The organism is uncultured Parasphingorhabdus sp., assembly GCF_963975555.1.
GTDB lineage: Bacteria > Pseudomonadota > Alphaproteobacteria > Sphingomonadales > Sphingomonadaceae > Parasphingorhabdus.
On record NZ_CAXBHH010000003.1, the window covers coordinates 249,698 to 276,346 of the forward strand.

Here is a 26,649-nt window from a genome sequence, read left to right on the forward strand (position 1 = left end):
TTTCAGGGGAGAATATAAATGAAAGCCTTGGAGAGCGACGCGCCGCTAATCGTCTATATCGACATCAAAAGCCCTTATGCCTTTGCCGCGATCCAGCCAACGCTGGCGCTGGAGAAAGCGCTCGACATGCGCTTCGACTGGCGGCCGCTGACCCTCGATATTCCGAGCTATCTTGGCTCTGCGCGCAAGAGCAAAGGCAAGGTCGTCGAAAGCACCCGCAGTGCCAGCCAGTGGGAGAGGATCAAATATGGCTATCGCGATGCTCGCCGCTATGTCGAGCGTCAGGGACATATGCTCAAGGGTACCGAGAAAATCTGGGATTCATCAATCGCCAATATCGGGATTTTATGGGTGATGCAGAATGACCGCGACCGGCTCGGCGACTATCTGCGAACCGTCTATCCGCCCTTCTGGCGGCGGGAGCTGGATATCGAAGATGTTGCGGTGGTCGAAGCCTCTCTTGGACAGGCCGGAATCGACTCAACCGGCTTTGCCGCCTTCCAGCAAGGCGAAGGCCGCGCTCAGCATGACGCCCTGCAATCGCAGCTCCACCCTAGCGGCATCTACGGTGTGCCGACCTATGTTTTTGACGACACGATCCTGTTTGGCCGCGAGCACCTCCCTTATGTCCGCTGGCACCTGACCGGACGCCAAGGTCCCGCACCCGATATCGCCTACGAGATTGACGCGATGGAGACACAGCCATGCTGACCGTCACCATTGATTTCAAATCCCCCGCATCCTGTCTGGCGCTCGAACCGACACTGGATCTGGCGCGGGAAACAGGTGTGCAGATTGAATGGCTGCCCTTCTCGGTACGGCCGTTTTTAATCCCCGAAGAGAAGTCCGAAGAAACGGTTGGCGAGCGCCACCGCCGCGTCCGCGCCCTTTCCCAGCGCGACACATGGTTGCATTATGCCGCAGTTCAGGACCGCGACATGCATTTCGAAGAGACGCCTGCCGGAAGCGATGCCGCGCTGGCCGCACTGGCAACCATCGAAGGCGATCCCGTCCCGTTCATCCGCGCCGCCTTTGCCGCTTACTGGAACGAACAGGCAGACCTCGACGATGAGATGGTCGTGGCGGCCCTGCTCACCTCAGTACAAAAGCCCGTCCCCGACCCGCAGTTGGCAAGTGAAAAGCTGCTTTCGATTCGGACCAGAGCAGAAGAAGATGGCATTTTCGAATCACCATCCTACATCATTGCCGACCAGCTGTTCGTTGGCCGGGAGCATCTTCCGTGGATACGGTCGCTGATCGAAGCGGCCAAAGTCGCGTAAAATCCCACTCTTTTCTTGCGAATCCGGGAATCTGCGGTTAAAGGGCTGGTTCTTTCCGAAATCATGCATATATCCGAACACGGTCAAACGACTGACACCCGGAGTTTATGCGGAAACCGGGAAGCGAATTTTAAGGAATCAAGCATGGCGAAAGTCAATCCAGGCGAATTCATGAATCAGGTCAAGGCCGAGACCAATAAGGTTGTCTGGCCGACATGGCCCGAGACCGTCCGTACGGCGATCCTCGTGCTGATCATGACGACTATTCTGGGATTGTTTTTTCTGGGTGTTGATTCGGTTTTTAACGGGCTTGTCGCCTGGCTCTTGAGCCTCGCTTAATCCCAACAGATTTTTAGGTTATTCGCATGGCACGCTGGTATATCATTCACGCTTATTCGGGCTTTGAACACAAGGTCAAGGAAGCCATCGAGGCTGACGCCAAGCGTCTCGGCCTGACCGAACTGGTCGAGGATATCGAAGTCCCGACCGAAACCATTACCGAAGTCAAACGCGGCAAGAAGATCCAGTCCGAACGCAAGTTCTTCCCCGGCTATGTGCTGGCGAAGCTGGAAATGACCGATGATGTTTATCACCTCGTCAAGAACCAGCCCAAGGTAACCGGATTTCTCGGCAGCAGCGGCAAGCCGCAGGCGATCAGCGAATCCGAAGCGGCCCGCATTCTCAACACCAAGGAAGAAGCCGCCAACGCTCCGAAAGAACGGATCACGGTCAGCTACGAAATTGGCGACGAGGTCAAGGTCAAGAGCGGCCCGTTCAACAGCTTCAACGGCATTGTCGAGGAACTCGATTTCGACAAGAACAAGGTCAAGGTTTCCGTATCCATCTTTGGCCGCGCAACCCCGGTCGAACTGGACTTCGGCGAAGTCGACCTGATCAGCTAGCGCTGTCTTTCGCACTTGATCCGGCTCCGCCCTGCTTGTCCCGACGATGTCGAGGCGCTTGCGGAGCTCGGCAAAGCCACCTTCACCAGCGCCTTCGGGCCTCTGTATTCGAGCAATGATCTGGCCAGCTTTCTGGCGCAGACGCATTCCGAAGCCCGCATCGCTTCGAACATAGCCGACGCCCGGACCATCTATCGTCTGGCAGAAGACGAGGCCAGCGGTGCCTTGGTTGGTTATTGCAGGATTTCCACCCGAATCGGCGTGGATTATGACCCGGGCGAGGCCCGCGCGATCGAACTGTCGCAACTCTATCTCGATGACAGCCAGTTTGGAACCGGTCTGGCCGGGCAGTTTATGGACTGGGTCATCGCCAACGCCCGCGAGCGGGACTGCGAGGAGATCATCCTTAGCGTCTATGCCGAGAATTCCCGCGCACAGGTCTTTTATCACCGCTATGGCTTTGAGCATATTGCCGACACGACGTTCATGGTCGGTGATCATTGTGATGCAGAATTTCTGTACCGCCTTACGCTCCGCGATTGAAAGCTCCGCCCCGCTTGCCCGAATCGCTTGCCAATCTGCCAAACTTCCCTTATGCGGCCCGCGTTATCGCGAAAAAGGCGATGGCTCCATCGTGGGAAGAGACACCAGTCTCTGTTTGACCACTTAATTTGATCTGTCCCCTGGGCCCGCTCATCCCGAGCTTGTCGAAGGACGGAAATAGAAAGAAAAGGACAGCCAAATGGCTAAAAAAATTGATGGCTACATCAATTTGCAAGTGCCCGCCGGTACTGCAAATCCATCCCCGCCGATCGGCCCAGCATTGGGTCAGCGCGGCGTCAACATCATGGATTTCTGTAAAGCGTTTAACGCCGCAACAGACAAGCTTGAAAAAGGCACGCCGATCCCGACGAAGATTACCGTCTATTCGGATCGCAGCTTCACCTTTGAAACCAAGACACCACCAGCCAGCTATCTGATCAAGAAGGTCGCCAAGCTGAAAAAAGGTTCAAGCGAACCGGGTAAAGTTTCTGGCGGATCGATCAAGACTTCGCAGATCAAGGAAATTGCCGAAACCAAAATGGCCGATCTCAATGCCAACAGCATTGAACAGGCTATGAAAATCATTGCAGGCAGCGCGCGCTCGATGGGCGTCGATGTGGTGGAGGGATAAGAATATGAAAAAACTCTCCAAAAAAATGCAGACGATCAACGCAAAAGTCGATCGCGAAAAGCTGTACAGCATTGATGAAGCCATCAAGACGCTGAAAGGCCTCGCTTCGACTTCCAAATTTGACGAAACGCTGGATATCGTGATCAACCTCGGTGTTGATCCTCGCCATGCTGACCAGATGGTCCGCGGCGTGATCTCGCTGCCTGCCGGAACCGGCAAAACAGCGCGCGTTGCCGTCTTTGCCAAGGATGCGAAAGCAGACGAAGCCAAGGCAGCCGGTGCCGATACCGTCGGTGCTGAAGATCTGATGGAAGCCATGCAAAATGGCGATCTCAACTATGATCGCGTTATCGCAACCCCTGACATGATGGGTGTTGTCGGTCGTCTTGGTAAGATTCTTGGTCCCAAAGGCCTGATGCCAAACCCGAAACTGGGTACGGTGACCCCGAATGTCGCGCAAGCGGTCAAGGACGCCAAGGGCGGACAGATCGAATATCGCGTCGAAAAAGCCGGGATCATCCACAACGGCATCGGCAAGACCAGCTTCTCCGAAGCCGATCTGCGCAAGAATTTCGATGCATTGGTCACCACCGTGGTCAAAGCAAAGCCAGCGGGCGCCAAGGGCAAATATGTCCGCAAAATCGGCCTGAGCACAACCATGGGGCCAGGCCTCAAAGTTGATCTCGGCGAAATTGAAGGCGCCTAGTTCTTCGCACGTTGCCCCGACGAAAGCCGGGATGACGCAATAAGCTATTAGAAAAAGGCCGGGCGCAATCCCGGCCTTTTTTCATGCGCCGGATATATGATAAGGACCGTTATGACGATATTGCAGATCAGCGCGGACCTATCCTACCGCCTCCCGGCGCCCTGCACGATATTGGTCCAGGTCGAAGCGGCGGCAACCACCGACCAGATATTGACGAGCAGCGAGATTCTTGTCGGACCTTTAGACAGCAAGTCCGTCGTCTCCGCCCATGACGGCATCGGCACCCGGCTGTGGACGACGCAGCAGGAAAAGCTCACCATCTCCTATAACGCGCAAATTGCAATCGACCGTGCCAATCCGGATTTCGCTGCCCTGCCCGCAACCGCCTTATCCGATCTCCCCGGCCACGCGGTGCCCTATCTGTTCAACTCGCTCTATTGCTCGGTCAATGCTTTCGATCAGGTGGTGACCGGTGAATTTTCCGGCCTGAGCGGTGGCCCGTTGGTGGCTGCAATGGCCGCCTATATCGAACAGACGATGACCTACGGATCGGACGCGGATAATGTCCACAGCAACGCCGAGCAGTGCTTTGCCGCGCGCAAGGGCGTCTGTCGCGACTATGCGCATATAATGATCAGCATGGCCCGCGCCGCCAATATCCCGGCGCGCTTCGCCAGCACCTATGCGCCCGATGTCCTGCCGCAGGATTTCCACGCTGTACCGGAGGTATTTCTCGATGGCTTCTGGCATCTGATAGACCCCACCGGCATGGCGCAAGCTTCGGATATGGCCGTGATCGGCATCGGCCGCGACGCCACCGACGTCTCCTTCCTTACCGCCTTCGGCAGCATGAATATGGTCGAGCAACGGGTGAGCGTAGCACGCGCCTGACGCCGCGGCGTGCATTTCAAACGTGCAATCCGGTCGCTTTTCCGATTATGAAGCTCTCCTAAACACAGCAGGAGATTCTCCGTGATAGTCACCAATAAAGTCGATATCTCACCGGAACAGATGGCGGCCTTTTTCGACGCGCCGGAGGATGGCCCGTTCATCATGGTCAATCTGCTCAAATTCAAGGACAAGGCGGAATATGCCGATGGCTCCGACGCCAATCTGTCCGGCCGGGAGGCCTATATGCGCTACGGCGTAGCGGTGCAGAAATGTATCACCGACGTTGGTGCGCGCAGCGTCTCTTCCGCCAGGGTCACCGGTCTGATGATGGGGGAGGTCGAGGACCTGTGGGACATAGTTGCCCTGGTCGAATATCCCTCGCTCGCGGCGATGGAAAAAATGGTGACGTCGCCGGAATATCAGGAAATTTCCGTCCATCGCAAGGCGGGGCTCGCCGGTCAGCTCAATATAAAAGCCAAAAGCACAGGTGGCTGATATGACCGATGCAATCCACAAGGGCTCCTGCCTCTGCGGCGCCATAAAGATCGAAGTCGCCGGCGACCTGCCCGAAGCCGACGCCTGCCACTGCAGCCAGTGCCGCAAGCAATCCGGCCATTACTGGGCCTCAATCGATGTGCCCCGCAAGCAACTGACCGTGCGCGGCGAGGAGAATATCCGCTGGTATCAATCGTCAGAAAAAGTCCGCCGCGGCTTCTGCCAGACCTGCGGTTCCTTCCTTTTCTGGGATCCACCAGCCCGCGAATCGACCGCCATCGCCATGGGCTGTCTCGACCAGCCGACGGACACGAAAATCTGGAGCCATATCTTTGTCGCCGACAAAGGTGACTATTACGAGATCGAACCGGGAGTTTTGCAGCGGGACCAGTAGGCTTTCGCCGGAAGACATATTTCTGAAATAATTGAGTCGCCAAACCTTCACACAATCCAAGCTCACACGTCATCTCTCCAGCCTATTGCCCGTGACCGAGGCGATGGGGGTTAGCTGATTCTGCTCCGCATCGTTTGAACATAAGTTTCAAATCCAAAGTCTGCGGAGACAAATCCATGTTGAATAAGCAATTCCGTTCTGTTCTTTTCGCCAGTGCAGCCGCGCTTGCGGTAAGTGCCTGTGGCGCCGACGATGTCGCATCACCGGGTGAAGGCAATCTGGTTGTACTGCCAGGCACGACTCCAACCCCTACCCCGACACCCACCCCGACTCCTGTGGCTGGAACACCGGCAACCGATTGTCCGGTTGGTACAGCCAATGTCGGAACCATCACCACCGGCAATGGCGAACAGGCTCGCAACTGTCAGGTATCGGGTATCATACAGGGCAATCTTGTTTTGCCCAAACGCGCCTCTACCGAGAACACTGTATATTCTCTGTCCGGCGGCGTTGAAGTCGGCGTTGACGGCGGCGCGCAAGGCATTTTGACAATCGAACCCGGTGTGACCATCTTTGGTTCTTCCGGCGGTGACTTCCTGCTCGTGAACCGCGGATCGCAGCTTTTTGCCGAAGGAACGGCATCTGCTCCGATCATCTTCACCTCTCGCCAGAATATATTGGGTACAGCCGGTGTCGACAGCATCGGTCAATGGGGCGGGATCGTTATCCTTGGCCGCGCACCGATTTCCGATTGCGCTACCGGCGGCGCATCCAACCCGGGCGGCGCTCGCGCCGATTGTGAAGCGATTGTCGAGGGGCCGTCCAACGCGGTTTACGGCGGTACTCTGCCAACCGACAGCAGCGGCCGGATGTCCTATATGCAGGTTCGCTATCCCGGCTTTGAAGTTTCTCCGGGCAACGAGCTCAATGGCATCACCATGGCCGGCGTCGGCAGCGGAACCTTCTTCCAGAATATTCAGGTCCACAACAGTTCCGATGACGGCGTCGAATGGTTCGGTGGTCGGGTCAACGGCAAAAACCTGGCCTTTACCGGCATCGACGATGACTCTGTTGATTCGGACTCGGGCTATCAGGGTGCCAACCAATATGTGCTGGCGGTTCAGCGCGTTGGCGGCGGCGACCATGTGATGGAAGCCGATTCGAACGGCGACGAAGATGCCGAACCACGTCAGCGTCATCTGCTCGCGAACGTCACCTTTGTTTCAAGCGGTCAGGATCATGTCATCCTTCTGCGCGGTGGCGGTGACTACGAGTTTTACAATAGCGTCTTCAACAGCACGGCAGCGTGCATTGACATAGACAGCGCGACGACCATTCAGGTAGCAGGCGCCGCCGCGGACGAAAAAGGTCCGCCGGTTTTCCAATCCTTGTTCATGAGCTGTGCGACGTCTTTCGTTGACGACGGGAATATTACGGTGGCGCAGATCCAGACGATTTTCAATGCCGGCACGAACAACACGGCAAGCGGAACGTCCACTCTCGCCAATGCTTCGGGAGCCTTCCCGTTCATTAACGGTGCCAATGAAAATGGCGTGACACCTTTCGCCGCAAGCGGAGCAAGCGCCTTCTTTGAAGACGCCGCCTATATCGGCGCGGTCAAGGACGCAAATGACGCCCGTTTCAAGGGCTGGACATGTGGCCTGTACGCCAATGACTGCATTGTCGCTCCGACGATTGGCTAAATTCAAACTTCTACAGGGGATGACGGCTCATTCGGGCCGTCATCCCGTTTTTTATTCATGACGAGGATCTGATCCGATGAAAATGCGCGCATCGCTTACCGCCAGCTTGATGTTGGGAACCATATTGGCCTCTCCGGCGGCCTATGCCCAGACTGTCAACGAGACAGAAAGTCTGGATGTCGAACAGCCAGGCGAGGAGGCCGTCGATATTTCGGCGCCCGGCAGCAGCGGTAATATGATCGTCGTGCGCGGCCAGTTCATACCCGACCCGGTCCGCGCCACGGCAGAAGTCGTATCGGTCCTCGGTGAAGCCGAAATCGCCCGCACCGCCGACGGCGATATCGCCGGATCCTTGCAGCGCGTCACTGGCTTAAGCGTAGTCGGCGGGCGTTTTGTTTTCGTGCGCGGCCTCGGCGAGCGCTATTCACTGGCGCTGCTGAACGGGCTTCCCCTTCCTTCTCCGGAACCGCTGCGCCGTGTTGTCCCGCTTGATCTTTTTCCGACCAGTGTCATTGCATCGACCGTGGTCCAGAAAAGCTACTCGGCCAACTATCCCGGTGAATTTGGTGGCGGTGTTATCAACCTCACCACCAAAGCCACGCCCGACGAGCCGTTTCTCAAATTCAGCACCAGCCTGAGCGGCGATAGCGAAACCACCGGCAAGCTCGGCTATACCTATGATGGCTCGGACACCGATATCATCGGCTATGATGACGGCTTGCGCGATATTCCAGCCGGCCTTGCCCAGGCGATTGCCAAAAATATTCCGATCTCAGTCGGCACCGAATTTTCCAGCGAAGATCTGCAGAATTTCGGGGCCAGTCTGAACAATGCCGAAACCAATCTTATTCAGCGCAACACTGATATCCCGGCCAATTTCTCTGCGGAATTAACCGGCGGCACGTCCTTTGATGTCGGCGACGCCATTATCGGCGTTGTAGCGACAGCCGGCTATGAAAATAGCTGGCGGACGCGCGGCGGCGTCCAGCAAACATCCCAGGGCATTGTCAATATCGACGGCAATCCCGGGCTGCTTCCGGATCAGGATTTCCGCTTTGTCACCACCGAAAACCGTATCGTCGTTAACGGCTTGCTCGGACTGTCGGCGGAGATCGGCGAGCATAAATTGCGCTTCACCAATCTCTATATTCACGACACGTCGAAAGAAGCATCGATCAAGGCCGGTATCGACGCGATCAATGTCGATGAAGAAACATTGCTCAATCAGGGCCGCACCAGCTGGTTCGAACGACAGCTTTTCACCTCCCAATTTGTCGGCGAATTTCAATTTGGCGATTTCTCTCTCGACCTGCGCGGCGCTTATGCCAATTCCAAACGCAACGCGCCCTACCAGCGCTCGTACAGCTATGCCTACGACAGCTTGATCGCCAATGATTTTGTCAATGATCTTACCTCTCCGGGAGAATCGGCGCGGGTCCAGTTCAGCAATCTGAACGATGATGTTTATGGCGGCGGTATCGATTTTGGCTATGAAGCCGATATCGGCATTCCGGTCACTCTGTCGACCGGCTATGCTTATTATCTCAATGATCGTCAGGCAGAGCGCCGTGACTTCCGCTTCGTGCCCGCCAATGGCCTGCCCAATCCGATTGATCAGGAACGGATAGATTTCCTGTTGTCCGATTATAATCTGCTCACCTACGAAATCGAACTGCGCGAAGTGGCGGCCCAGTCATCGGTACCCGCTTATGACGCAAAGCTGGAAATTCATGCCGGCTACGGGCAGGTCGATGCCGAACTGGCTGACGGTCTGCGCCTTAACCTGGGCGTCCGCTATGAAGATGCGGCCCAGAGCGTGACCCCGATTCTGCTGACCGGTGCTGGCGGGACCTCCGTTCCGTCAGGCATAAGCAACGACTACTGGCTACCGGCCGGAACGCTGACGTGGAATTTTGCCGATGACATGCAGTTGCGTTTTGCCGCATCGAAAACCATCGCCCGTCCGCAATTTCGCGAATTGGCGCCGCAGCAGTTTCTCGATCTCGATACCGACAGGACCTTTATCGGCAACCCCCTGCTGACCGACAGCGAGCTGGTCAATGTCGAAGGCCGGTTTGAATATTATCTTGGTCAAGGCGAGCGCATCACGTTGGCCGGATTCTACAAGAATATTGAGAATCCGATCGAAAATGTAGCCTTCGTACAGGGCGGCGGGACGCTGTTCACCGGTTTTTCCAACGCGCCGTCAGCGACCTTGGTCGGCGCGGAAGTCGAACTGGTCAAATATTTCCCGCTTAACGATCTGGGTGGCAGTTTTTTCGAAGACCGCCGCTTGCTGCTCGCGGCAAATTACACCTACACCAAATCCGAAATTAAGGTCGGCGCGGACGATCTGGCGATCAGTCCGGTCACATTGCTGCCAACCGCTGCTTCCAATCTGTTCGACGACGGCGATCGCCTGACCGGCCAGTCTACCCATGTCGCCAACCTGCAATTCGGTATGGAACGAGAAGAGGGCGCGCTGTCCCAGCAAACGGTCCTGCTGACCTATAACAGCCCGCGTGTCACCGCTCGCGGACCGCAGGACCAGCCTGACCTGGTGGAAAAAACCGGCTGGCGGCTGGATCTGGTGCTGCGCGAGGAAATGAATATTGCCGGGCAGGACTTTGAACTGAAATTCGAAGCGCGAAATGTTCTGGGTACGGATTACAGCGAATCCCAGACATTGGGCGACACACAGATCCTGAACAATGCCTATGCAGTGGGGACCCGCTTCTCGATGAGTATCGGCCTGAACTTCTAGGCTCCGGCATCGTCGGTCGGGAACATGTCATTATTGTAATTTTTATGTCACGCGGGAGTCCCTGACCCTTCACGAAGCCATCGTAACCATAACATCCATTATGCTTTGGCATGATTTGTGGACGGGACAGGGAATGAAAATCACACGGGGAACAGAGCGCGGCGCTATTCACGGAACAGATGCGTCCACTCGATCCGTCGCGGATGATTTCTCCCGGGCAGCGCCGGAAGCGACGCTTCCGGTTACCGACATATCATATGACTTTGCCTGCAGCCGGGGAATCCTGCTGAAGGAAGTGCTTGGCGAACGGCTGATTGTTGCGTTGCACGAGCATGCCGATCCGGCGTCTCTCCTGGCGGTCAGCCGCCATTTGACTTTGCCGCTCGATGTTGAACTGGTGGACGGATCCGCTTTTGAAAGGCTGTTGTCGGACCATTATGCGACCGAAGCGCGTATTTCGGAATTCCCGGACAATTATGATGACGCGATCATAAATGACATCATGATCCAGGCCGTCGATGCCGAGAACCTGCCCGAAACCCGCAAACATGAACCAGGCATCCGGCTGATCTACAGCATCATTGCCGAAGCCTCCCGTCAGGGGGCCTCCGACATTCACATCAAGCTGTTTGAAACCGAGTTGATCGTCAGAATGCGCGTCGACGGCCGATTGCTCGAAAAGCTTAAGATGCCCGCGCATTTTGCCGCCGATCTCGTCCCGCAGATCAAGCAGATGGCACGATTGGACATGGCCGGACAGCGGATGCCGCAAGATGGCCGTATCAGCCTCACCCTCGACGGAAAAACGCTCGACGTGCGGGTATCGACCCTGCCCAATGCCGCGAGCGAATATGTCATCCTGAACATCCTCGATGAGGAAGCTTCAAAAATAGCCCTCGACCTGCCGGGACTGTCCGGCGAAAGCCTCGCGATATTGACCGAAGCCCTGTCGGCCCCCGACGGCATCATATTGGTCGCCGGGCAGGCAGGCTCGGGCAAGACGACAAGTTTATATGCGTGTATCAAGCAGCTCAACGACGGTCGCCATAATATTCTCACCGTCGAGAATCCGATCGAATATGCCATTGACACGATCAGCCAGACGCAGGTCAATGCCGGGCCTGAGCCTGCATATGCGCAAGGGCTGCAGGCCGTGCTACGGCAGGACCCCGATGTCGTCATGGTCGGAGAAATCCGCGACAAGGAAACGCTGGATATCGTCGTTCAGTCCGCGCAACACGGCCAGCTCATATTGTCCACCGTCGACAGCCGTGACGCGGTCGGCGCGATCAGCAAATTGCTCGGGATGAAGGTCAATCCGTTCAAGCTCGCCTCCACCATCCGCGCCGTCGTCGCCCAGCGTCTGGTGCGCAGGCTTTGCGAACATTGCCGCCAGCCGATCCAGGCCGACGGCTCGCTCGCCTCGCTATTGGGGTTTGATCGCGGCACCGTCGTGTTCCGGGAAACCGGCTGCGCGAAATGCGACTATTCCGGCTTTCAGGGCCATATCGGCGTGTTCGAGGCGATCCGCATAGACGATACCATCCGCAAGCTTATCAATGACGGCGGTGACGAAGGCCGCATTGCCGCCCATGCGTTCCTGCAAAACAGATCGCTCGCATCCTCCGCCCGCCTGATGGTCCGCGAAGGCATCACCACGGCAGAAGAAGGCATCAGAATTTCACGATAGGGCAAAACGGCTGCTGCATAGTTAGCCGCCCACCCTTGACATCCCGGCCATTCCCGTTAATGGCTCCCCTACAAATTGTGCTTCCGTCAAAAGAATCACAATTTCCGTCCGAGACAGCGGGTGAGGGTAATTTGACCCTCTTAATTTCCAGCCTAGACGGGGATCAGTTTTTTCGTGTGGAGACACACGGGTACGCAGCCAGCGTTTTTTACGCGGCAGAACGGCCAAAACCCCCCTTCGGATTATATGGTGCGGCACATTGCCAAACCTTTCGCTCGTCATCCCTTTGTCGGGATGACGGTTACTAGAATTGGATTGCGCCTCAAAACGCAGTCCACGTGAAGGAGCAAAATATGGATCGTGGTCAAAAGACCGAAGCGGTTGTCGCTCTGAACGCTATTTTCAAGCAGGCCGGGGTCGTCGTGGTAACACGCAACCTGGGTTTGACTGTTGCGCAATCAACCGCGCTTCGGACGAAAATGCGGGACGAAGGCGCAAGCTTCAAAGTCTCTAAAAACCGCCTTGCCAAGCTGGCTCTGGAAGGAACCGACTATGCCCCGATAGCAGATATGCTAACGGGTCCGGTCGCGCTCGCAACATCGGATGATCCGGTGGCGGCTGCAAAAATCGCAGTCGAATTTGCAAAATCCAATGATCGTCTTGAGATCGTTGGCGGCGCAATGGGCGATACCCTTCTTGACGAAGCTGGCATAAAATCTCTGGCTGCCATGCCTTCGCTTGACGAACTGCGCGGAACGATTGTTGGACTGCTTCAGGCACCAGCAACCAAAATCGCACGGGTTCTTGTCGAGCCGGCGACCAGTGTTGCACGCGTACTCAGCGCTTATGCTGCTACGGGTGAATGAATTTTAACCGAATAAACTGATTAGAAATCTGGAGTTATAAAATGGCTGATATTGCTAAACTTGTTGAAGAACTTTCGAAACTCACCGTCATGGAAGCGGCTGAACTGTCAAAAGCACTCGAAGAAGAGTGGGGCGTTTCTGCTGCTGCTGCTGTTGCAGTTGCTGGCCCAGCGGCTGCCGCTGGCGAAGCTGCTGAAGAGCAGACCGAATTTGACGTAATCCTGACCGGCGACGGCGGCAAGAAAATCCAGGTCATCAAAGAAGTCCGTGCGATTACCGCTCTCGGCCTCACCGATGCCAAAGCTCTTGTTGAAGGCGCTCCTAAGCCAATCAAGGAAGGCGTTAACAAAGCCGAAGCAGAAGAAATCAAAGCGAAGATCGAAGCTGCCGGCGGTACCGTCGAACTCAAATAAGCCTGACGGTTTATTGAAAAATCAGGGGGTGGTTTCCGGTTCGGAAACCGCCCCTTTTTTGTGCCAGCTGACTTGGATACCGCGCGCCTCGCCTGCTCATCGCCCGCGTTGCAAACGCAGGATGATTGACATGGTCCGGCCGCTGCGCGACTAGGACGGTTCGTGTTTCCGGGGGACAATATGACCGACAATCAGGACCTGATCGATCTCGTGCGGACGATCCCGGACTATCCAAAGCCGGGCATCCAGTTTCGCGATGTATCGACGCTGCTGCTCGACGGCCCCGCTTTTCGCCAGACCATCGACAGAATGATTGCACTGGTCGACCCGAACAGCTTCGATCTGATCGCCGGGATAGAGGCCCGCGGCTTCATCGTGTCGGCGGCGATGTCTTATGCTCTGGAAAAGGGCAAGATCATGCTGCGCAAGCCGGGCAAATTGCCGGGCAAATCGGTGAGCATCGACTATGCGCTGGAATATGGCACCGACAAAATCGAAATGCATGTCGACGCGATCCTGCCTGGCCAGCGGGTGCTGCTGGTCGATGATCTGATCGCCACCGGCGGCACGGCCATGGCCGGTGTGGAGCTGCTCCGTGGTCAGGGCGCCATCGTCGACCAGGCATTGTTCATCGTCGACCTGCCCGATCTCGGCGGAGCACAAAAGCTGACCGCAGCCGGGGTAAAACCGATGGCACTGATGGGCTTTGCCGGTGATTGAACATATCGCGATCATCACTGGTGTCCAGGACGAAGCGGATGCCTTTCTGCGCGATCATCCGGTGACGCGGACCGACAGTCCGCTGGGCGAGGTTCGCCAACTCGAACATGCGGGAAAACAGGTTTCAATCCTCTGCTCCGGCATTGGCAAGGTGCACGCCGGAGCCGCCGCTCTCTATATGCACAGCCACTTCCGCCCCGACCTGTTTCTGGTGATCGGCACAGCCGGTCATGTTAGCAGTAAACAGGGAGACTGTTTCTATCTCGGCGAGTCCTTGCAAGCCGATTATGGCACGCTCGAGAAATTTGGCGAGCATGACGGCTTCACCCATTATAACGCCGGCGCCTGGCCGATTGGCCCGTCTGACTGGAAGCCGTTCATTTCCCATCCCATGCCAGCGGCCCTTGCCCTGCCCCAGGCGCGGATCGCGACCGCCGACTGTTTTGTGAAATGCCCCGACCGCTCTGGCTATTTGCGCGATGTCCTGAAAGCCGATCTGGTCGACATGGAAACCGCCGCCGTCGCCCAGATTGCGGCGCTGCTCGATATCCCGTGGGCCGGGATCAAAGCGGTAACCGACGGCGCCGATAGCAACAGCTCCGGCGACTTTCACGCCAATCTTGCCGCTGCGGCAAAACGGGCGGCGGACTCGGCGGCTGATTATTTGCTCCATATCTGAGGATATTTCGGCCTTGGGGAAGCGGTTTCATCCTTAAACAAATGCCCCGTTCACCGTAGTTAACGTTATGAAAACTCTATCAGACTAGTGTCGGCGAGCGACTGGTAACATCGAGTAATTCGGGGTGACATGGGCGAAGTAATTACACTTCAGCGATTGCTGGAGATGCAGAAAAAGATTTGGAATTTCAAGATCAATGCTGATCATGAAACTGCTGAACTTATCGCCCGTCAACAGCTGAAATCATTCGGCCAGTTTTCGCGTATCGGATTCTTGATCACGCTGCCGCTGGGCATCTATGCGCTGATCATACTTCTCACCTATGCCGAGCCGACGTTTGTTGCGACATCCGGTGTCGTGATGGCTGTCGCCGGCATCTTGGGTGGTCGCAACTATTTTCAACAATCGGCAATGGATCCCGATACGGCGGACTATAAGGCGGTGTTCAAGTCGATCCAGTTGGAAAGCATCATAATCAGCACCGCCTTTTGTGGCATTCTGGCTATTCCCTATGCTTTTGGCCAGATTCCTTTCAGTCTGGATATCGCGATACTGGCAATGGGCAGCCTGGTCGTTGGCGGATTTGTATATGGCAGTATTCCGCGCGCGCAGACTTATAATCTTGTCATTACCACGATATGCTATGCGGTTTCGTTCCTTGCCGCAAAAGGATATGCCGGCATTACCGCCGCAGTTTTGCTGATCTTTTTTGCCTTGTGCAGCAACTTTATTTACCGGCTGTTCTTCTTCAACTTCGTCCAGCGTCATCTGCACCAGGCCAAAGAAAAAGATGCCGCCGAAACCGTCCGGCTTTTGCTATATGATTATGCAGAACAAAGCTCAGACTGGCTGTGGGAAGTGAATGCCGATCATTTGATCGTCAATCCGTCTGCACGCTTCGCCAGTGCGCTCAAAATGGAAATTCGCGATCTCCGCAATCTACCGTTGGTCGATTTGTTCGAGGCTTCAGCGGAACGCGACAAGCTCACGCAAAGCCTGGCATCGGGCCAAGCATTCCGGGACATAAATGTTCCGATCCAGATCGCAGGAAGCGAGCGCTGGTGGCAATTGTCCGGCCGGCCGATCAAGACAAGACGCGGTGAAAGCGGAAATATCCGGGGTGTCGCGGCTGATATTACAAATGCCAGAAAGGCTGAGGCAGAAGTTGCCCGCCTCGCCCATTTCGATAGCTTGACCGACCTGCCCAACCGGGCCATGTTCAATCAGTCGCTACAACGTTCGGTCGCCCGGTTGCGGGACGACCAGAAACTGGCGGTACTATATCTCGATCTGGATCATTTCAAAACGATCAACGATACATTGGGGCATGGCGCAGGTGATATCGTTCTGAAAACCGTGGCCAATTGTCTGGAAAGCACGATCGACATGGAGTCTATGGTCGCGCGTCTGGGCGGGGATGAATTTGCGATCTCCTTGTACAATTGTGGTTCGAGCGAACATGCGATCGAGATAGCCGATAAAATTATCGATAAAATCTCGGAGCCCGTGATAATTGAAGGGCAGCCGGTCGCCATCAGCGTTAGCATCGGCATGGCATTGGCCCCTGATTTCGGCAAGAACAGCGAGGACCTGCTCAAATATGCCGATATCGCCCTCTATCATGCCAAGAAAAACGGGCGGGGCTGTGTTTCCGCTTTTGAACCGTCGATGCATGAAGCGATGCAGGAACGACGCAATATTGAACTGGATCTACGAGGGGCGCTGAAGCGGAACGAACTGGAGCTTTATTACCAGCCGCTGATAAATATAGAGAGCGGCGAAATAGCCGGTTATGAAGCGCTGCTCCGGTGGAATCATGGCGAAAGAGGCATGATCATGCCCGATATATTCATTCCGGTAGCGGAAGATACCGGCCTGATCATTCAACTTGGCGAATGGGTTTTACGATCGGCATTATATGAAGTCACCAACTGGCCGGAACATCTGAGTATCGCGGTCAACCTGTCCCCGGTCCAGATGCGCAGCCCCAATTTAATGCCGACTATCATCAATGCTCTGGCTGCAACCGGCATCGCACCGCATCGGCTGGAACTGGAAATCACCGAATCCGTGCTGATGAACGACAACCAGTCCAACGTGGAACTGCTTCACAAAATCCGCTCACTCGGCGTACGGATCGCGCTGGATGACTTTGGCACGGGCTACAGCTCGTTGAACTATTTGCGCAGCTTTCCGTTCGACAAGATCAAGATTGACCGCTGTTTCGTTGACGAGGTGGATAGCCGCGAAGATTGCCGGGCGATTATCCGGGCCGTTACCGGCCTCGCAACCAGTCTCGGAATGGTGACAACCGCAGAGGGCGTCGAACGCGGCGCTCAGCTTAGTCAACTGAAAGCAGAAGGGTGCACCCAGGTGCAAGGCTATTTGTTCAGCAGGGCAATGCCCGCCTCCAGCATAGTCGGACGGGTGGCGCCAACCCTTGGACGCACGGCGATGATTAGCGAGATTGGCGCACAATCCATCGAACCGAAGCGAAGCGACACCCCGATAGATATTCCAAACAAGGCGGTCGGCTAATATCCCGTGATCAAAGAGCGCAGTAAGAACGCTCCCTCGATGCAGATCGCCCGCTTCGAGCGCAGCCAGAAAACCTGAACCGGCAGGTCCCGGCTACGCCCGGAGCAAAAGGGTCATGCCCTCCTAGCTCGCCACCCAGTTGCCGTGAAACCCGGGAGGGATACGATGCGGCAGATGGATCACCGCTTGCGGCTCGCCAAGAAAATCATCCGCGTTGAGGATTTGCAGCTCGGTCTTCTCTTGCACGGCGTCGATCACCAGACCGATCAGCCAGCCTTCGTCCTCGGCCGCATCGGGCGAACGGGGCACGAACACGAATTCGCCCGGATGATGGCCAGCGCCAAAATCGCGCACGAGCTTTTCGCCGCTTTGCAGATCATGTTTGAACAATTCGGTACCCGCCATATCGAGTTCGTCCGGGCGTCCCGCCAGCGCGATGTCATAGATATAGCGATAGGGCTTGGTCGCTGTCCGCTCGTCATAGCGCGGGAATTCCTGCGGCCGGTCATCGAGGACCTTACGGTCGACTTTCTTGACCACCGGATCGACGGTCCAACGTTCCAGCCGCGACCATTCGCCGCCCGGGCCAAAGGTCGTCCGTGCATAGGTGCTTTCGTGCACCACAACATCGACGATCACCTTGCCGTCATCGGTCTCGAACGCGCCAGCCGGATGATAGACATAGCAGGGTTCGACATCGCACCAGATCGTGTCAGCGCCTGATCCGTTGCGCGGGCAAAGACCGACCCGCGCGCCGTGCTCGGGGTTCCAGTCATAGGGAAATTCAAAACCGGCAAGCATCCGCTTCATCGAGAAGACCGCGGGCAGATCGAACACCAGGACATAATTTTCGGTAATCTGGCAATCGTGGATCGAGGGGCCGTCTTTGACCGCAATCGGTTCCTCCCGTTTCACTTTGCCGTCGGCACCAAGCACGACGTGCCAGACCTTGTCCATGACCGGCGCATCATAACAGATGGCATGCATCTCGCCGGTTTTGGGATCGAGATGCGGGTGAGCGGAGAAGGCGTTGACCAAAGTACCGTCGAAGGGATTATGTTTCACCGTCTCTAGATCGTCGGTCAACTCGACCGGAAAGCCGCCAGCCTCGACAATCGCAAATGTCTTGCCGGCGATGCTGACGATATTGGTATTGGCGGTATCGGTGCGGGGCTTGCGGGTGCCGGGCTTGCGCGGTTCGCCCAGCGCATCGCTGACAGCATTGCTGCGGATCCAGCGGTTGCGATACCATTTCGCCTGACCGTTCTGGATGCGAATGCCATGGGCCATGCCATCGCCGGTAAACCAGTGGTAGCTGGCTTCGTCCGGCGCGGTTACCGGATTGGGACCGATGCGCAGATAGCGTCCGTCAAGTTGTGCGGGAATTTCGCCATCAACCTTCAGATCAGCCAGTGTGACTTCTTCGGTCATCGGCTTGTGCACACCATTCAGATAAGGGTGACCGCCGGACGGTGCCTTCATCCGCTTGCGATTGTAATTGGAGACCGCCCCCAGGACAGGCGTGACGGCGGCGCGGATGGTTTTTTCGATTACAGAAGCCATGGAAAATTCCTTCTAGTTGAAACGGATATCGGCGATCGTGGCGAATGCCATTGCCAGCAATATGACACCGCCGGGATGCGGCCGGCGGAGCGCGGCGATGTTGGCGACCCCGGACAGCGCGAAAATAGTCGCCGCTATGATCGGCAGCAGATCGCTGCCGGACTGCAGGCGGTTGAGCAGCACCGCTATGCCGAGCCCCGCCCAGGCCAGCGACGGTATGTGAAAGACAGCCCGGATAATGTCACGCATCGCTCTGGCTGCCAGCAGACCGGTCGTCCGCTCGCGATAAAGCGGCCCGAGTATGACCCGTTCGCCAAGAACCGAATGGGCAATCGCGACGATCACTCCAAGCAGCGCAACGATGGTTGCATAAATCGGCATTGATGAAGCTTCCTTCCGCCTTGGCAAATCGACTCGCGATGTTTATGCTGTTAACATGACGAGCAATGATAACAGTGTCAACATAAGAGTTTCGGCAAGCGAAACATGCTTCCAAATCTTCCAATGTCAGGCCTTCCGGTGAACGCGCCCTATCATCACGGCGACCTGCGCGCCGCGGCGCTGCAAATGGGGATGGAGCGGCTGGAAAGTCAGGAACAACCCGATCTCGGATTGCGCGCCCTCGCTCGCGACCTCGGGGTCTCGGCAACCGCACTTTATCGCCATTTCCCGAACAAGGATGCCTTGCTCGATGCGCTCGCGCTGGAAGGGCTCAACCGGCTGGGCCGGAGCCAGGCGGAAGCGGCCACGGAAGCCGGCGGCGGTCGCGACGGCTTTACCGAAGTGGGCATTACCTATGTCGAATGGGCGGTCGAAAACCCGGCCTTGCTGCGGCTGATCTATAATCGCATCGGTCAGGTTGATCTGACCGACGATGATCCCAGCGCGATGGGCGAGGCCTTTTATCAGCTCCGCGCAGGCATTGCCGCGACCATGCCGGACGCAATGTCGCAAGATCAACGCGCCGCCGCCGCGCTCCACGCATGGTCGCTGGTCCACGGGCTGGCGATGCTGATACTGGATGGTCAGGTGGCCTATGATCCGGCGATGGTGCGCAAAGTGGTGCTGATGACGGATTTCAGAGACTGCTGACCTATCGCACGACCAGCCAGACTTGGATCAACCGTGCTTAACCCGCCTTTTACCTGCTACTGCTAGCTTTGCCCTGCTACAGAATATGCGGGATTGAAAACACAGAACATGCGAGAAATCTTCACCAGAAGCGATAGGCGGGGAAAGCTCTTTTCTGGAGTGGTCTTCGTCCTGATCAGCGTGCTTGCCGCGCTGGAACTCGCGCTCGCTGACCGCAAATATGGACTGTTTACCGGCGGCTTTGGCCAGTCGCAGGCAATCGATACATTCACCGAACGGGCCATCTTCCTTGTCGGCTACATCTCTTCCATGGCCATGCTGGTCATCGGTACATGGTGGATCATCGTCCGGCTGTTCCGCAGCAAACGGTCGTGGCCACCGCTGTTCTTTCTGACGACCGTCGTCGGCGGAACCTATATCCTGCTGCTCGCCCTGACCTTCCAGCTCCACCAATATTTCAGCGATACGATGAGCTTTGCGCTGATGGCCAATCTCGGCGGCGGCAGCCTGACCGATGCGCTGCTTTTCGCATCCAACGAAATCTTCCTCGGTATCGTCGCGCTGGTTCTCGGCCTGTTCGCCTATATCTATATATTCCGGCTCCTGTTCCGCAAATTCCCGGTGCGCGCCAGTGATCCTGAATGGCAAACCCATGGCCGCCTTTTCATCGCGCTATTCGGCTCCACCCTGCTCCTCGCCATCGCGGTGCCGTCGGCTTCTGCAGACGTGCAAAATGGCCTGAACCGCACGCTCGCCTGGGGCCTGTTTACCCAGACAGCCAACAAACTGACCGACTTTGACAATGATGGCTATGGCTGGATATCCAGCATGCCGGACCGGCATCCGTTCAACAGCGCCCGCTATCCGCTGGCGCTGGATATTCCGGCAAATGGCATCGACGAGGATGGTTACGGCGGCGATCTGCAACTGGCTCCGATGGCACCGCAACCGCCAATCACATTGATATCGGGCAAGCGCCCACATCTGATCCTGATTGTCATGGAGAGCGCACGATATGATGTGATCGGCAAGCGGATCAACGGCAAGCCGGTTGCGCCAAATCTCGAAGCCATTGCCCAATCCGGCAGCCTTATCTCCCCTGCCTTCAGCCATGTCGGCTTTACCACAGCGTCACTCAAGTCGCTATTTGGCGGAGCGCTGCAACCGACAGATGGATCGCCCTCGCTATTCCGCGAACTCAAATCCAGCGGCTATGACATTGCTGTATTTTCCGGCCAGCCAGAAGATTTCGGGGATATTTCAAAGACCGTAGGCATGCGCGACAACGCCGATATTTTTTTCGACGGCGACAGGTTGAAACATCTGCGCGCGTTCAGCAATGGCGCGCAAGGGTCGATCCTGATCGATGAGAAGCATCTGCTGAAAGCCTTTGCGGACGAATATCAGCAGCCGTCAAAATGGGACCAACCGCAATTTCTCTATTTCAATTTCCAGTCTCCGCATTTCCCCTATTTCCATGAAGGAATGCCGCTCGGCTTGACCGACAGGCCCCTGCCCCGGTCCGAGATAAACGCGGGCAATCGAGAACAATTGCAGCAGACCTACTGGAATGCGGTCCAATATTCGGATCAGCAACTGGGCAAGCTGGTTGCCAGCCTAAAGCGGGATGGCGTGTGGGACGATAGTGTGGTGGTCATAACCGGCGATCATGGCGAAGACCTGTTTGAAGACGGCTTCCTCGGCCACGGCCACAATATCAATATCCGCCAGAACGGAACATTCATGGTTACCAACCGCCCGGGTGTCGCGGTCGACGGCCCGATTGGCATGAGCGACTATCGCGCCATCATATTGGCGCTGCTCAAGGGTGAGAAGCCGGACATCCCTGCAAAGCCGGTGCTGATGACGGTCGGCGATCTCGAACGCCCCACACAAATCGGCATTGCCGAAGGCGCATCTAATATTACATCCTTACGGCTCGACACCGGCGAGGCTTGCATGGTCGAGAAAAAGCAATGTGCCACTGTGAGCAGCTTGGGTGGAGACTTCAAGGGGCGCGTGGATCGACTGATCCGCATTTGGGGATCGGCAAGATGGCAAAACCAGGCGAAGCCGACGCGTGATTGAACGCTAGCCGCGCAATATAATGTTTTCAGCAGAAATGATCGCTGACACGCCCCCTTGACCGAAAGCGGGTACATCCCTATATCCCGCGCTCACCACAGATTTCGAGACAGGGCGTGCAGTCGCGCGGTACGCCAGAAGAAATGAAATTTGCACGGTTTTCAGGACGCTAAAAAGCTGCAGTTTCCATGCTTTGGGAACATGCGGCTTTTGTCGTCTTGATGCGTCTCCACATTTTGATTTTCCGCCGGTTTTCCGGCGATGGCGAGAAGGCAAAACTATATGGCTACCCAAGCAGCTTCGGTCAAAACGACGGCTCCGACCCCCACCCGCAAGAAACGCATTCGCAAAATCTTCGGCGATATTCACGAAGTCATCGAGATGCCGAATCTCATCGAAGTTCAGCGCGAATCATATGAACAGTTTTTGCGCTCGGACGCTTCGATCGGATATGTCTCTGGCCTCGAAAAGACGCTGCGCAGCGTTTTCCCGATCCGCGATTTTGCCGGTACCGCCGAAATGGACTTCGTCAACTATCAGCTCGAAGATCCCAAATATAATGTAGAAGAATGCCGTCAGCGGGGCATCACCTATGCCGCGCCGATGAAGGTGACCCTTCGCCTGATCGTGTTCGAGGTCGATCCCGAAACAGAAGCACGCTCGGTTCTCGATATTAAAGAGCAAGACGTTTATATGGGCGACATGCCTTTGATGACCAAGAACGGCACGTTCGTCATCAACGGTACAGAGCGCGTCATTGTCAGCCAGATGCACCGTTCGCCCGGCGTGTTGTTTGACCATGACCGCGGCAAAACCCACTCGTCCGGCAAGTTCCTGTTCGCCGCCCGCGTCATTCCTTACCGCGGTTCATGGCTCGACTTTGAATTTGACGCGAAAGACATCGTCAACGTCCGTATCGATCGCAAGCGCAAGCTGCCAGTGACCGCTTTGCTGCGTTCACTCGGCGACGCGATCCTCGAAGTTAAAGAAAAGAAGCCTGATTTCAAAGTCGGCGAGATGGTTCGCGTTGCTGGCATGAAACAGCCAGCCGAAATTCTCGAAGTCGAAGGCAGCCTGATCACGATCCGTGAACCGATGGGTGCGATCGACGTACAGGGCAAGATCGAAGACGAAGGCCGCACCAAGAGCGCCCAACTCGTCAAGATCATCAAGCAGGGCTATTCGGAAGAAGATATCCTCAACCTGTTCTACCAGCGCATCGTTTACAAGCGCGCCAAGGACGGCTGGACGATTCCTTTCGTCGCCGAGCAATGGCGCGGCATCAAGCCGACCTTTGACATTGTCGACGCGCAGAGCGGTGAAGTCGTTTTTGAAGCGACCACCAAGATCACACCGCGCGCCGCGAAAAAGGCCGAAACCGATGGCATGACGAACATCGTCATCCCGACCGAGGAAATATTCGGCCGTTACAGCGCCTTTGATCTGATCAACGAAAAAACCGGCGAGATTTACATCGAAGCCGGCGACGAAGTGACCGCGGAAAATCTCGAGAAGATTGACAATGCCGGCATCGATGCGCTCGAATTGCTCGACATCGACCATGTCACAACCGGTCCGTGGATCCGCAACACGCTGAAGGTCGACAAGGCCGAAGATCGTGATGGCGCTCTGTCCGACATCTACCGCGTCATGCGTCCTGGTGAACCACCAACGCGCGAAACTGCTGAAGCCTTGTTCGAAGGCCTGTTCTTCGATCCTGAGCGCTATGACCTCAGCGCCGTGGGCCGCGTCAAACTCAACATGCGTCTCGAACTCGATGCGCCTGCTGATTATACAATCCTGCGCAAGGAAGACATTCTCGCAGTTGTCAAAACCCTCGTCGATCTGAAAGACGGCAAGGGCGAAGTCGATGATATCGATAACCTCGGCAACCGTCGTGTCCGTTCCGTTGGCGAATTGCTGGAAAACCAGTATCGCGTCGGCCTTCTTCGTATGGAGCGCGCCGTCAAGGAGCGCATGAGCAGCGTAGACGTATCCACCGTGATGCCGAACGACCTGATCAATGCGAAGCCTGCCGTTGCAACGGTTCGCGAATTCTTCGGTTCCTCGCAGCTGTCGCAGTTTATGGATCAGACCAATCCGCTTTCGGAAGTCACCCATAAACGCCGCGTATCAGCATTGGGCCCCGGTGGTCTGACCCGTGAACGTGCCGGCTTTGAAGTCCGTGACGTTCACCCGACCCATTATGGCCGTATCTGCCCGATTGAAACGCCTGAAGGCCCGAACATCGGTCTGATCAACTCGCTGGCTTCGTTCAGCCGCGTCAACCAATATGGTTTCATTGAAACGCCATATCGGAAAGTCGTCGACAATAAAGTGACCGACGATGTTGTCTATCTCTCCGCGATGGAAGAGCAGAAGCACACCGTGGCTCAGGCAAACGCCGAACTCACCGAAGACGGCAGCTTTGTGGAGGAAATCGTTTCCTCACGTCAGGCTGGCGAATTCCTGATGGCACCACGCGACATCATCACGCTGATGGACGTTAGTCCGAAGCAGCTGGTGTCGGTTGCCGCCTCGCTTATTCCATTCCTGGAAAATGATGACGCCAACCGCGCGCTCATGGGATCGAACATGCAACGTCAGGCTGTGCCTCTGGTGAAAGCCGAAGCACCGTTTGTCGGCACCGGCATGGAAGAAACCGTGGCTCGCGACTCTGGCGCTGCCATTGCTGCGAAACGCTCCGGTATTGTCGATCAGGTGGACGCCACCCGTATCGTCATTCGCGCATCCGACGCAGTGGAAGCTGGAAAATCCGGCGTGGACATTTACACGCTGCAGAAATTCCAGCGTTCCAACCAGAACACCTGCATCAACCAGCGTCCGCTGGTGAAGGTTGGCGAAATTGTCCAGAAGGGCGACACGATTGCCGACGGTCCATCCACCGATATGGGTGAACTGGCGCTCGGCAAGAACAGCCTCGTCGCCTTCATGCCCTGGAATGGCTACAACTACGAGGATAGTATCCTCATCTCCGAACGGATCGTGAAAGACGACGTCTTCACATCGATCCATATCGAAGAATTTGAAGTCATGGCTCGCGATACGAAACTCGGCCCTGAAGACATCACCCGTGACATTCCCAATGTCGGTGAGGAAGCGCTCCGCAACCTCGACGAAGCGGGCATTGTCTATATTGGTGCTGAAATCGAACCAGGCGATATCCTCGTCGGCAAGATCACGCCAAAGGGCGAAAGTCCGATGACGCCGGAAGAAAAGCTTCTGCGCGCCATCTTCGGTGAAAAAGCCTCCGACGTTCGCGACACCTCTTTGCGACTGCATCCTGGTGTTGCCGGTACGGTTGTCGAAGTTCGTGTGTTCAACCGCCACGGCATCGACAAGGACGAACGCGCACTGGCTATCGAACGCGAAGAAATTGGCCGGTTTACCAAGGATCGCGACGACGAACGCGCAATTCTTAATCGGGCGACCTTCAACACGTTGAAAGACATGCTGATCGGTCAGACCGCTACTTCCGCGCCGAAGCCTATGAAGAAGGGCGCTGAAATCACCGAGGAAAGCCTCTCCGAACTGGAGCAGGTCGACTGGTGGAAGATTGCAGTCAAGGACGATCAGGTTCAGTCCGATTTCGAAGCCACTCGTCAACAATATGACGAAGCGATCAAGCTGATCAACGAACGGTTCGAAGACCGTCGCGAGAAGCTCGAACGCGGTGACGAACTCGCACCGGGCGTGTTGAAGATGGTCAAAGTCTTTGTCGCGGTGAAGCGCAAGCTGCAACCAGGCGACAAAATGGCTGGTCGTCACGGCAACAAGGGGGTTATCTCCCGGATCCTGCCACAGGAAGACATGCCGTTCCTCGAAGACGGTACCCCGGTTGACATCGTGCTCAACCCATTGGGTGTGCCTTCGCGAATGAACGTCGGACAGATTTTCGAAACCCACTTGGGCTGGGCCGCACGTGGTCTGGGCCAACAGGTTACCGAAGCTCTCGAAGAATGGCGCCTCGCCAATCCCGACCCCAAGGCGGCACCACCGCCTGATGCGGTCAAGGAACGGCTCAAGGTCATCTATGGCGAGCAATATCATGCCGATATCGATAGCCGTGATACAGCCGAGATCGTCGAAATGGTCGGCCATCTTCGCCACGGTATCCCGATGGGTACGCCGGTATTTGATGGTGCGCACGAAAGCGATATTTCCGACATGCTCGAACTGGCAGGTCTGGATCGTAGTGGTCAGGTCAATCTTTATGATGGACGGACCGGCGACAAGTTCGATCGCAAGGTGACCGTGGGCTATATTTACATGCTCAAGCTTCACCATCTGGTCGACGACAAGATCCACGCTCGTTCGATTGGCCCTTACAGCCTTGTCACGCAGCAACCTCTCGGCGGTAAAGCGCAGTTTGGTGGACAGCGTTTCGGGGAAATGGAAGTCTGGGCATTGCAGGCATATGGCGCGGCTTACACGTTGCAGGAAATGCTGACGGTCAAGTCTGATGACGTGATCGGCCGGACCAAGGTTTACGAAGCGATCGTCAAGGGCGACGATACGTTCGAAGCCGGCGTACCGGAAAGCTTCAACGTTCTGGTCAAGGAAATGCGGTCGCTCGGCCTCAACATCCAGCTCTCCAGCTTTGGTGACGATGATGATGAGACGGACGATGGAATTGCGATAGCGGCGGAGTGAAGCACTAGCGTCACGCCACG

The 26,649-nt window shown here is 56.2% G+C and carries 23 protein-coding genes; 21 read left to right on the forward strand and 2 right to left on the reverse strand.

The window, feature by feature from the left end:
• The first annotated feature begins 18 nt into the window (after positions 1-18).
• From AAC060_RS09250 to AAC060_RS09335, 18 genes are all read left to right on the forward strand, one after another.
• Positions 19-711: a DsbA family protein gene (locus AAC060_RS09250; RefSeq protein WP_339825301.1), complete on the forward strand. Its 693-nt coding sequence runs from the start codon at positions 19-21 to the stop codon at positions 709-711.
• Positions 705-1,280, forward strand: coding sequence for a hypothetical protein (locus tag AAC060_RS09255; RefSeq protein WP_339825303.1), 576 nt, complete (start codon positions 705-707; stop codon positions 1,278-1,280). Before AAC060_RS09250 ends, AAC060_RS09255 begins: the two co-directional genes overlap by 7 nt.
• A gap of 144 nt (positions 1,281-1,424) precedes the next feature.
• Positions 1,425-1,619, forward strand: coding sequence for a preprotein translocase subunit SecE (secE, locus tag AAC060_RS09260; RefSeq protein WP_176280760.1), 195 nt, complete (start codon positions 1,425-1,427; stop codon positions 1,617-1,619).
• A 26-nt stretch (positions 1,620-1,645) separates the two neighbouring features.
• Entirely contained in the window at positions 1,646-2,182 is a 537-nt protein-coding gene (gene nusG / locus AAC060_RS09265; protein ID WP_176280761.1) for a transcription termination/antitermination protein NusG, read from the forward strand.
• Positions 2,183-2,197: 15 nt separating this feature from the next.
• A complete protein-coding gene (locus tag AAC060_RS09270; RefSeq protein ID WP_339825306.1) occupies positions 2,198-2,725 on the forward strand; it encodes a GNAT family N-acetyltransferase in 528 nt (175 codons plus the stop codon).
• 199 nt (positions 2,726-2,924) lie between these two features.
• A complete protein-coding gene (gene rplK, locus AAC060_RS09275) occupies positions 2,925-3,356 on the forward strand; it encodes a 50S ribosomal protein L11 (protein WP_176280762.1) in 432 nt (143 codons plus the stop codon).
• A gap of 4 nt (positions 3,357-3,360) precedes the next feature.
• The gene (gene rplA, locus AAC060_RS09280) at positions 3,361-4,062 is read left to right on the forward strand and encodes a 50S ribosomal protein L1 (protein WP_339825309.1); all 702 of its coding nucleotides are present in this window, start codon (positions 3,361-3,363) and stop codon (positions 4,060-4,062) included.
• A gap of 111 nt (positions 4,063-4,173) precedes the next feature.
• Positions 4,174-4,953, forward strand: coding sequence for a transglutaminase family protein (locus AAC060_RS09285; RefSeq protein ID WP_339825312.1), 780 nt, complete (start codon positions 4,174-4,176; stop codon positions 4,951-4,953).
• Positions 4,954-5,034: 81 nt separating this feature from the next.
• Positions 5,035-5,448, forward strand: a complete 414-nt coding sequence (locus AAC060_RS09290) for a DUF1330 domain-containing protein (RefSeq protein ID WP_339825316.1) — start codon at positions 5,035-5,037, stop codon at positions 5,446-5,448.
• 1 nt (position 5,449) lies between these two features.
• The gene (locus tag AAC060_RS09295; RefSeq protein WP_339825319.1) at positions 5,450-5,842 is read left to right on the forward strand and encodes a GFA family protein; all 393 of its coding nucleotides are present in this window, start codon (positions 5,450-5,452) and stop codon (positions 5,840-5,842) included.
• 176 nt (positions 5,843-6,018) lie between these two features.
• Positions 6,019-7,545, forward strand: a complete 1,527-nt coding sequence (locus AAC060_RS09300) for a hypothetical protein (protein WP_339825322.1) — start codon at positions 6,019-6,021, stop codon at positions 7,543-7,545.
• 76 nt (positions 7,546-7,621) lie between these two features.
• On the forward strand, positions 7,622-10,309 hold the full coding sequence (locus AAC060_RS09305; protein WP_339825324.1) for a TonB-dependent receptor: 2,688 nt from the start codon (positions 7,622-7,624) through the stop codon (positions 10,307-10,309).
• Positions 10,310-10,442: 133 nt separating this feature from the next.
• Complete coding sequence (locus AAC060_RS09310; protein WP_339825327.1) at positions 10,443-11,999, forward strand: GspE/PulE family protein; 1,557 nt, start codon at positions 10,443-10,445, stop codon at positions 11,997-11,999.
• Between the two features lie 353 nt (positions 12,000-12,352).
• Positions 12,353-12,865, forward strand: coding sequence for a 50S ribosomal protein L10 (rplJ, locus tag AAC060_RS09315; RefSeq protein WP_339825330.1), 513 nt, complete (start codon positions 12,353-12,355; stop codon positions 12,863-12,865).
• 41 nt (positions 12,866-12,906) lie between these two features.
• Positions 12,907-13,278: a 50S ribosomal protein L7/L12 gene (gene rplL, locus AAC060_RS09320; RefSeq protein WP_339688995.1), complete on the forward strand. Its 372-nt coding sequence runs from the start codon at positions 12,907-12,909 to the stop codon at positions 13,276-13,278.
• A gap of 180 nt (positions 13,279-13,458) precedes the next feature.
• Positions 13,459-13,998, forward strand: coding sequence for an adenine phosphoribosyltransferase (locus AAC060_RS09325; protein WP_339825333.1), 540 nt, complete (start codon positions 13,459-13,461; stop codon positions 13,996-13,998).
• Positions 13,991-14,677 (forward strand): 5'-methylthioadenosine/S-adenosylhomocysteine nucleosidase, encoded by a 687-nt coding sequence (locus AAC060_RS09330; RefSeq protein WP_339825335.1) that lies wholly within the window; start codon positions 13,991-13,993, stop codon positions 14,675-14,677. Before AAC060_RS09325 ends, AAC060_RS09330 begins: the two co-directional genes overlap by 8 nt.
• Positions 14,678-14,842: 165 nt before the next feature.
• A complete protein-coding gene (locus AAC060_RS09335) occupies positions 14,843-17,215 on the forward strand; it encodes an EAL domain-containing protein (protein WP_339825337.1) in 2,373 nt (790 codons plus the stop codon).
• A 123-nt stretch (positions 17,216-17,338) separates the two neighbouring features.
• On the opposite strand, the gene AAC060_RS09340 is transcribed toward AAC060_RS09335, so the two are convergent.
• Together AAC060_RS09340 and AAC060_RS09345 are read right to left on the reverse strand one after the other, a co-directional pair.
• Positions 17,339-18,778 carry a carotenoid oxygenase family protein gene (locus tag AAC060_RS09340; RefSeq protein ID WP_339825339.1) on the reverse strand — a complete coding sequence of 480 codons (1,440 nt, stop codon included), beginning with the start codon at positions 18,776-18,778 and terminating at the stop codon, positions 17,339-17,341.
• A gap of 12 nt (positions 18,779-18,790) precedes the next feature.
• Positions 18,791-19,159, reverse strand: coding sequence for a hypothetical protein (locus tag AAC060_RS09345; protein WP_339825341.1), 369 nt, complete (start codon positions 19,157-19,159; stop codon positions 18,791-18,793).
• 105 nt (positions 19,160-19,264) lie between these two features.
• Between AAC060_RS09345 and AAC060_RS09350 the strand changes: the two genes are divergently transcribed.
• The 3 genes from AAC060_RS09350 (at position 19,265) to rpoB (ending at position 26,629) form a co-directional block, all read left to right on the forward strand.
• Positions 19,265-19,870, forward strand: coding sequence for a TetR/AcrR family transcriptional regulator (locus AAC060_RS09350; protein ID WP_339825343.1), 606 nt, complete (start codon positions 19,265-19,267; stop codon positions 19,868-19,870).
• 159 nt (positions 19,871-20,029) lie between these two features.
• Entirely contained in the window at positions 20,030-21,958 is a 1,929-nt protein-coding gene (locus tag AAC060_RS09355; RefSeq protein ID WP_339825345.1) for a sulfatase-like hydrolase/transferase, read from the forward strand.
• A 279-nt stretch (positions 21,959-22,237) separates the two neighbouring features.
• Positions 22,238-26,629, forward strand: coding sequence for a DNA-directed RNA polymerase subunit beta (rpoB, locus tag AAC060_RS09360; RefSeq protein ID WP_339825347.1), 4,392 nt, complete (start codon positions 22,238-22,240; stop codon positions 26,627-26,629).
• Positions 26,630-26,649: the final 20 nt, after the last annotated feature.

What these genes read in the sequence shown, in the direction of transcription:
- rpoB (WP_339825347.1), top strand. Translation starts at nt 22,238, where the DNA reads ATGGCTACCCAAGCAGCTTCGGTCAAAACGACGGCTCCGACCCCCACC.
- rplK (WP_176280762.1), top strand. Translation starts at nt 2,925, where the DNA reads ATGGCTAAAAAAATTGATGGCTACATCAATTTGCAAGTGCCCGCCGGT.
- AAC060_RS09305 (WP_339825324.1), top strand. Translation starts at nt 7,622, where the DNA reads ATGAAAATGCGCGCATCGCTTACCGCCAGCTTGATGTTGGGAACCATA.
- AAC060_RS09300 (WP_339825322.1), top strand. Translation starts at nt 6,019, where the DNA reads ATGTTGAATAAGCAATTCCGTTCTGTTCTTTTCGCCAGTGCAGCCGCG.
- AAC060_RS09345 (WP_339825341.1), bottom strand. Translation starts at nt 19,159, where the DNA reads ATGCCGATTTATGCAACCATCGTTGCGCTGCTTGGAGTGATCGTCGCG.
- AAC060_RS09335 (WP_339825337.1), top strand. Translation starts at nt 14,843, where the DNA reads ATGCAGAAAAAGATTTGGAATTTCAAGATCAATGCTGATCATGAAACT.
- AAC060_RS09325 (WP_339825333.1), top strand. Translation starts at nt 13,459, where the DNA reads ATGACCGACAATCAGGACCTGATCGATCTCGTGCGGACGATCCCGGAC.
- AAC060_RS09340 (WP_339825339.1), bottom strand. Translation starts at nt 18,778, where the DNA reads ATGGCTTCTGTAATCGAAAAAACCATCCGCGCCGCCGTCACGCCTGTC.
- AAC060_RS09310 (WP_339825327.1), top strand. Translation starts at nt 10,443, where the DNA reads ATGAAAATCACACGGGGAACAGAGCGCGGCGCTATTCACGGAACAGAT.
- AAC060_RS09255 (WP_339825303.1), top strand. Translation starts at nt 705, where the DNA reads ATGCTGACCGTCACCATTGATTTCAAATCCCCCGCATCCTGTCTGGCG.
- rplL (WP_339688995.1), top strand. Translation starts at nt 12,907, where the DNA reads ATGGCTGATATTGCTAAACTTGTTGAAGAACTTTCGAAACTCACCGTC.
- AAC060_RS09285 (WP_339825312.1), top strand. Translation starts at nt 4,174, where the DNA reads ATGACGATATTGCAGATCAGCGCGGACCTATCCTACCGCCTCCCGGCG.
- secE (WP_176280760.1), top strand. Translation starts at nt 1,425, where the DNA reads ATGGCGAAAGTCAATCCAGGCGAATTCATGAATCAGGTCAAGGCCGAG.
- AAC060_RS09295 (WP_339825319.1), top strand. Translation starts at nt 5,450, where the DNA reads ATGACCGATGCAATCCACAAGGGCTCCTGCCTCTGCGGCGCCATAAAG.
- nusG (WP_176280761.1), top strand. Translation starts at nt 1,646, where the DNA reads ATGGCACGCTGGTATATCATTCACGCTTATTCGGGCTTTGAACACAAG.
- AAC060_RS09350 (WP_339825343.1), top strand. Translation starts at nt 19,265, where the DNA reads ATGCTTCCAAATCTTCCAATGTCAGGCCTTCCGGTGAACGCGCCCTAT.
- rplJ (WP_339825330.1), top strand. Translation starts at nt 12,353, where the DNA reads ATGGATCGTGGTCAAAAGACCGAAGCGGTTGTCGCTCTGAACGCTATT.
- rplA (WP_339825309.1), top strand. Translation starts at nt 3,361, where the DNA reads ATGAAAAAACTCTCCAAAAAAATGCAGACGATCAACGCAAAAGTCGAT.
- AAC060_RS09250 (WP_339825301.1), top strand. Translation starts at nt 19, where the DNA reads ATGAAAGCCTTGGAGAGCGACGCGCCGCTAATCGTCTATATCGACATC.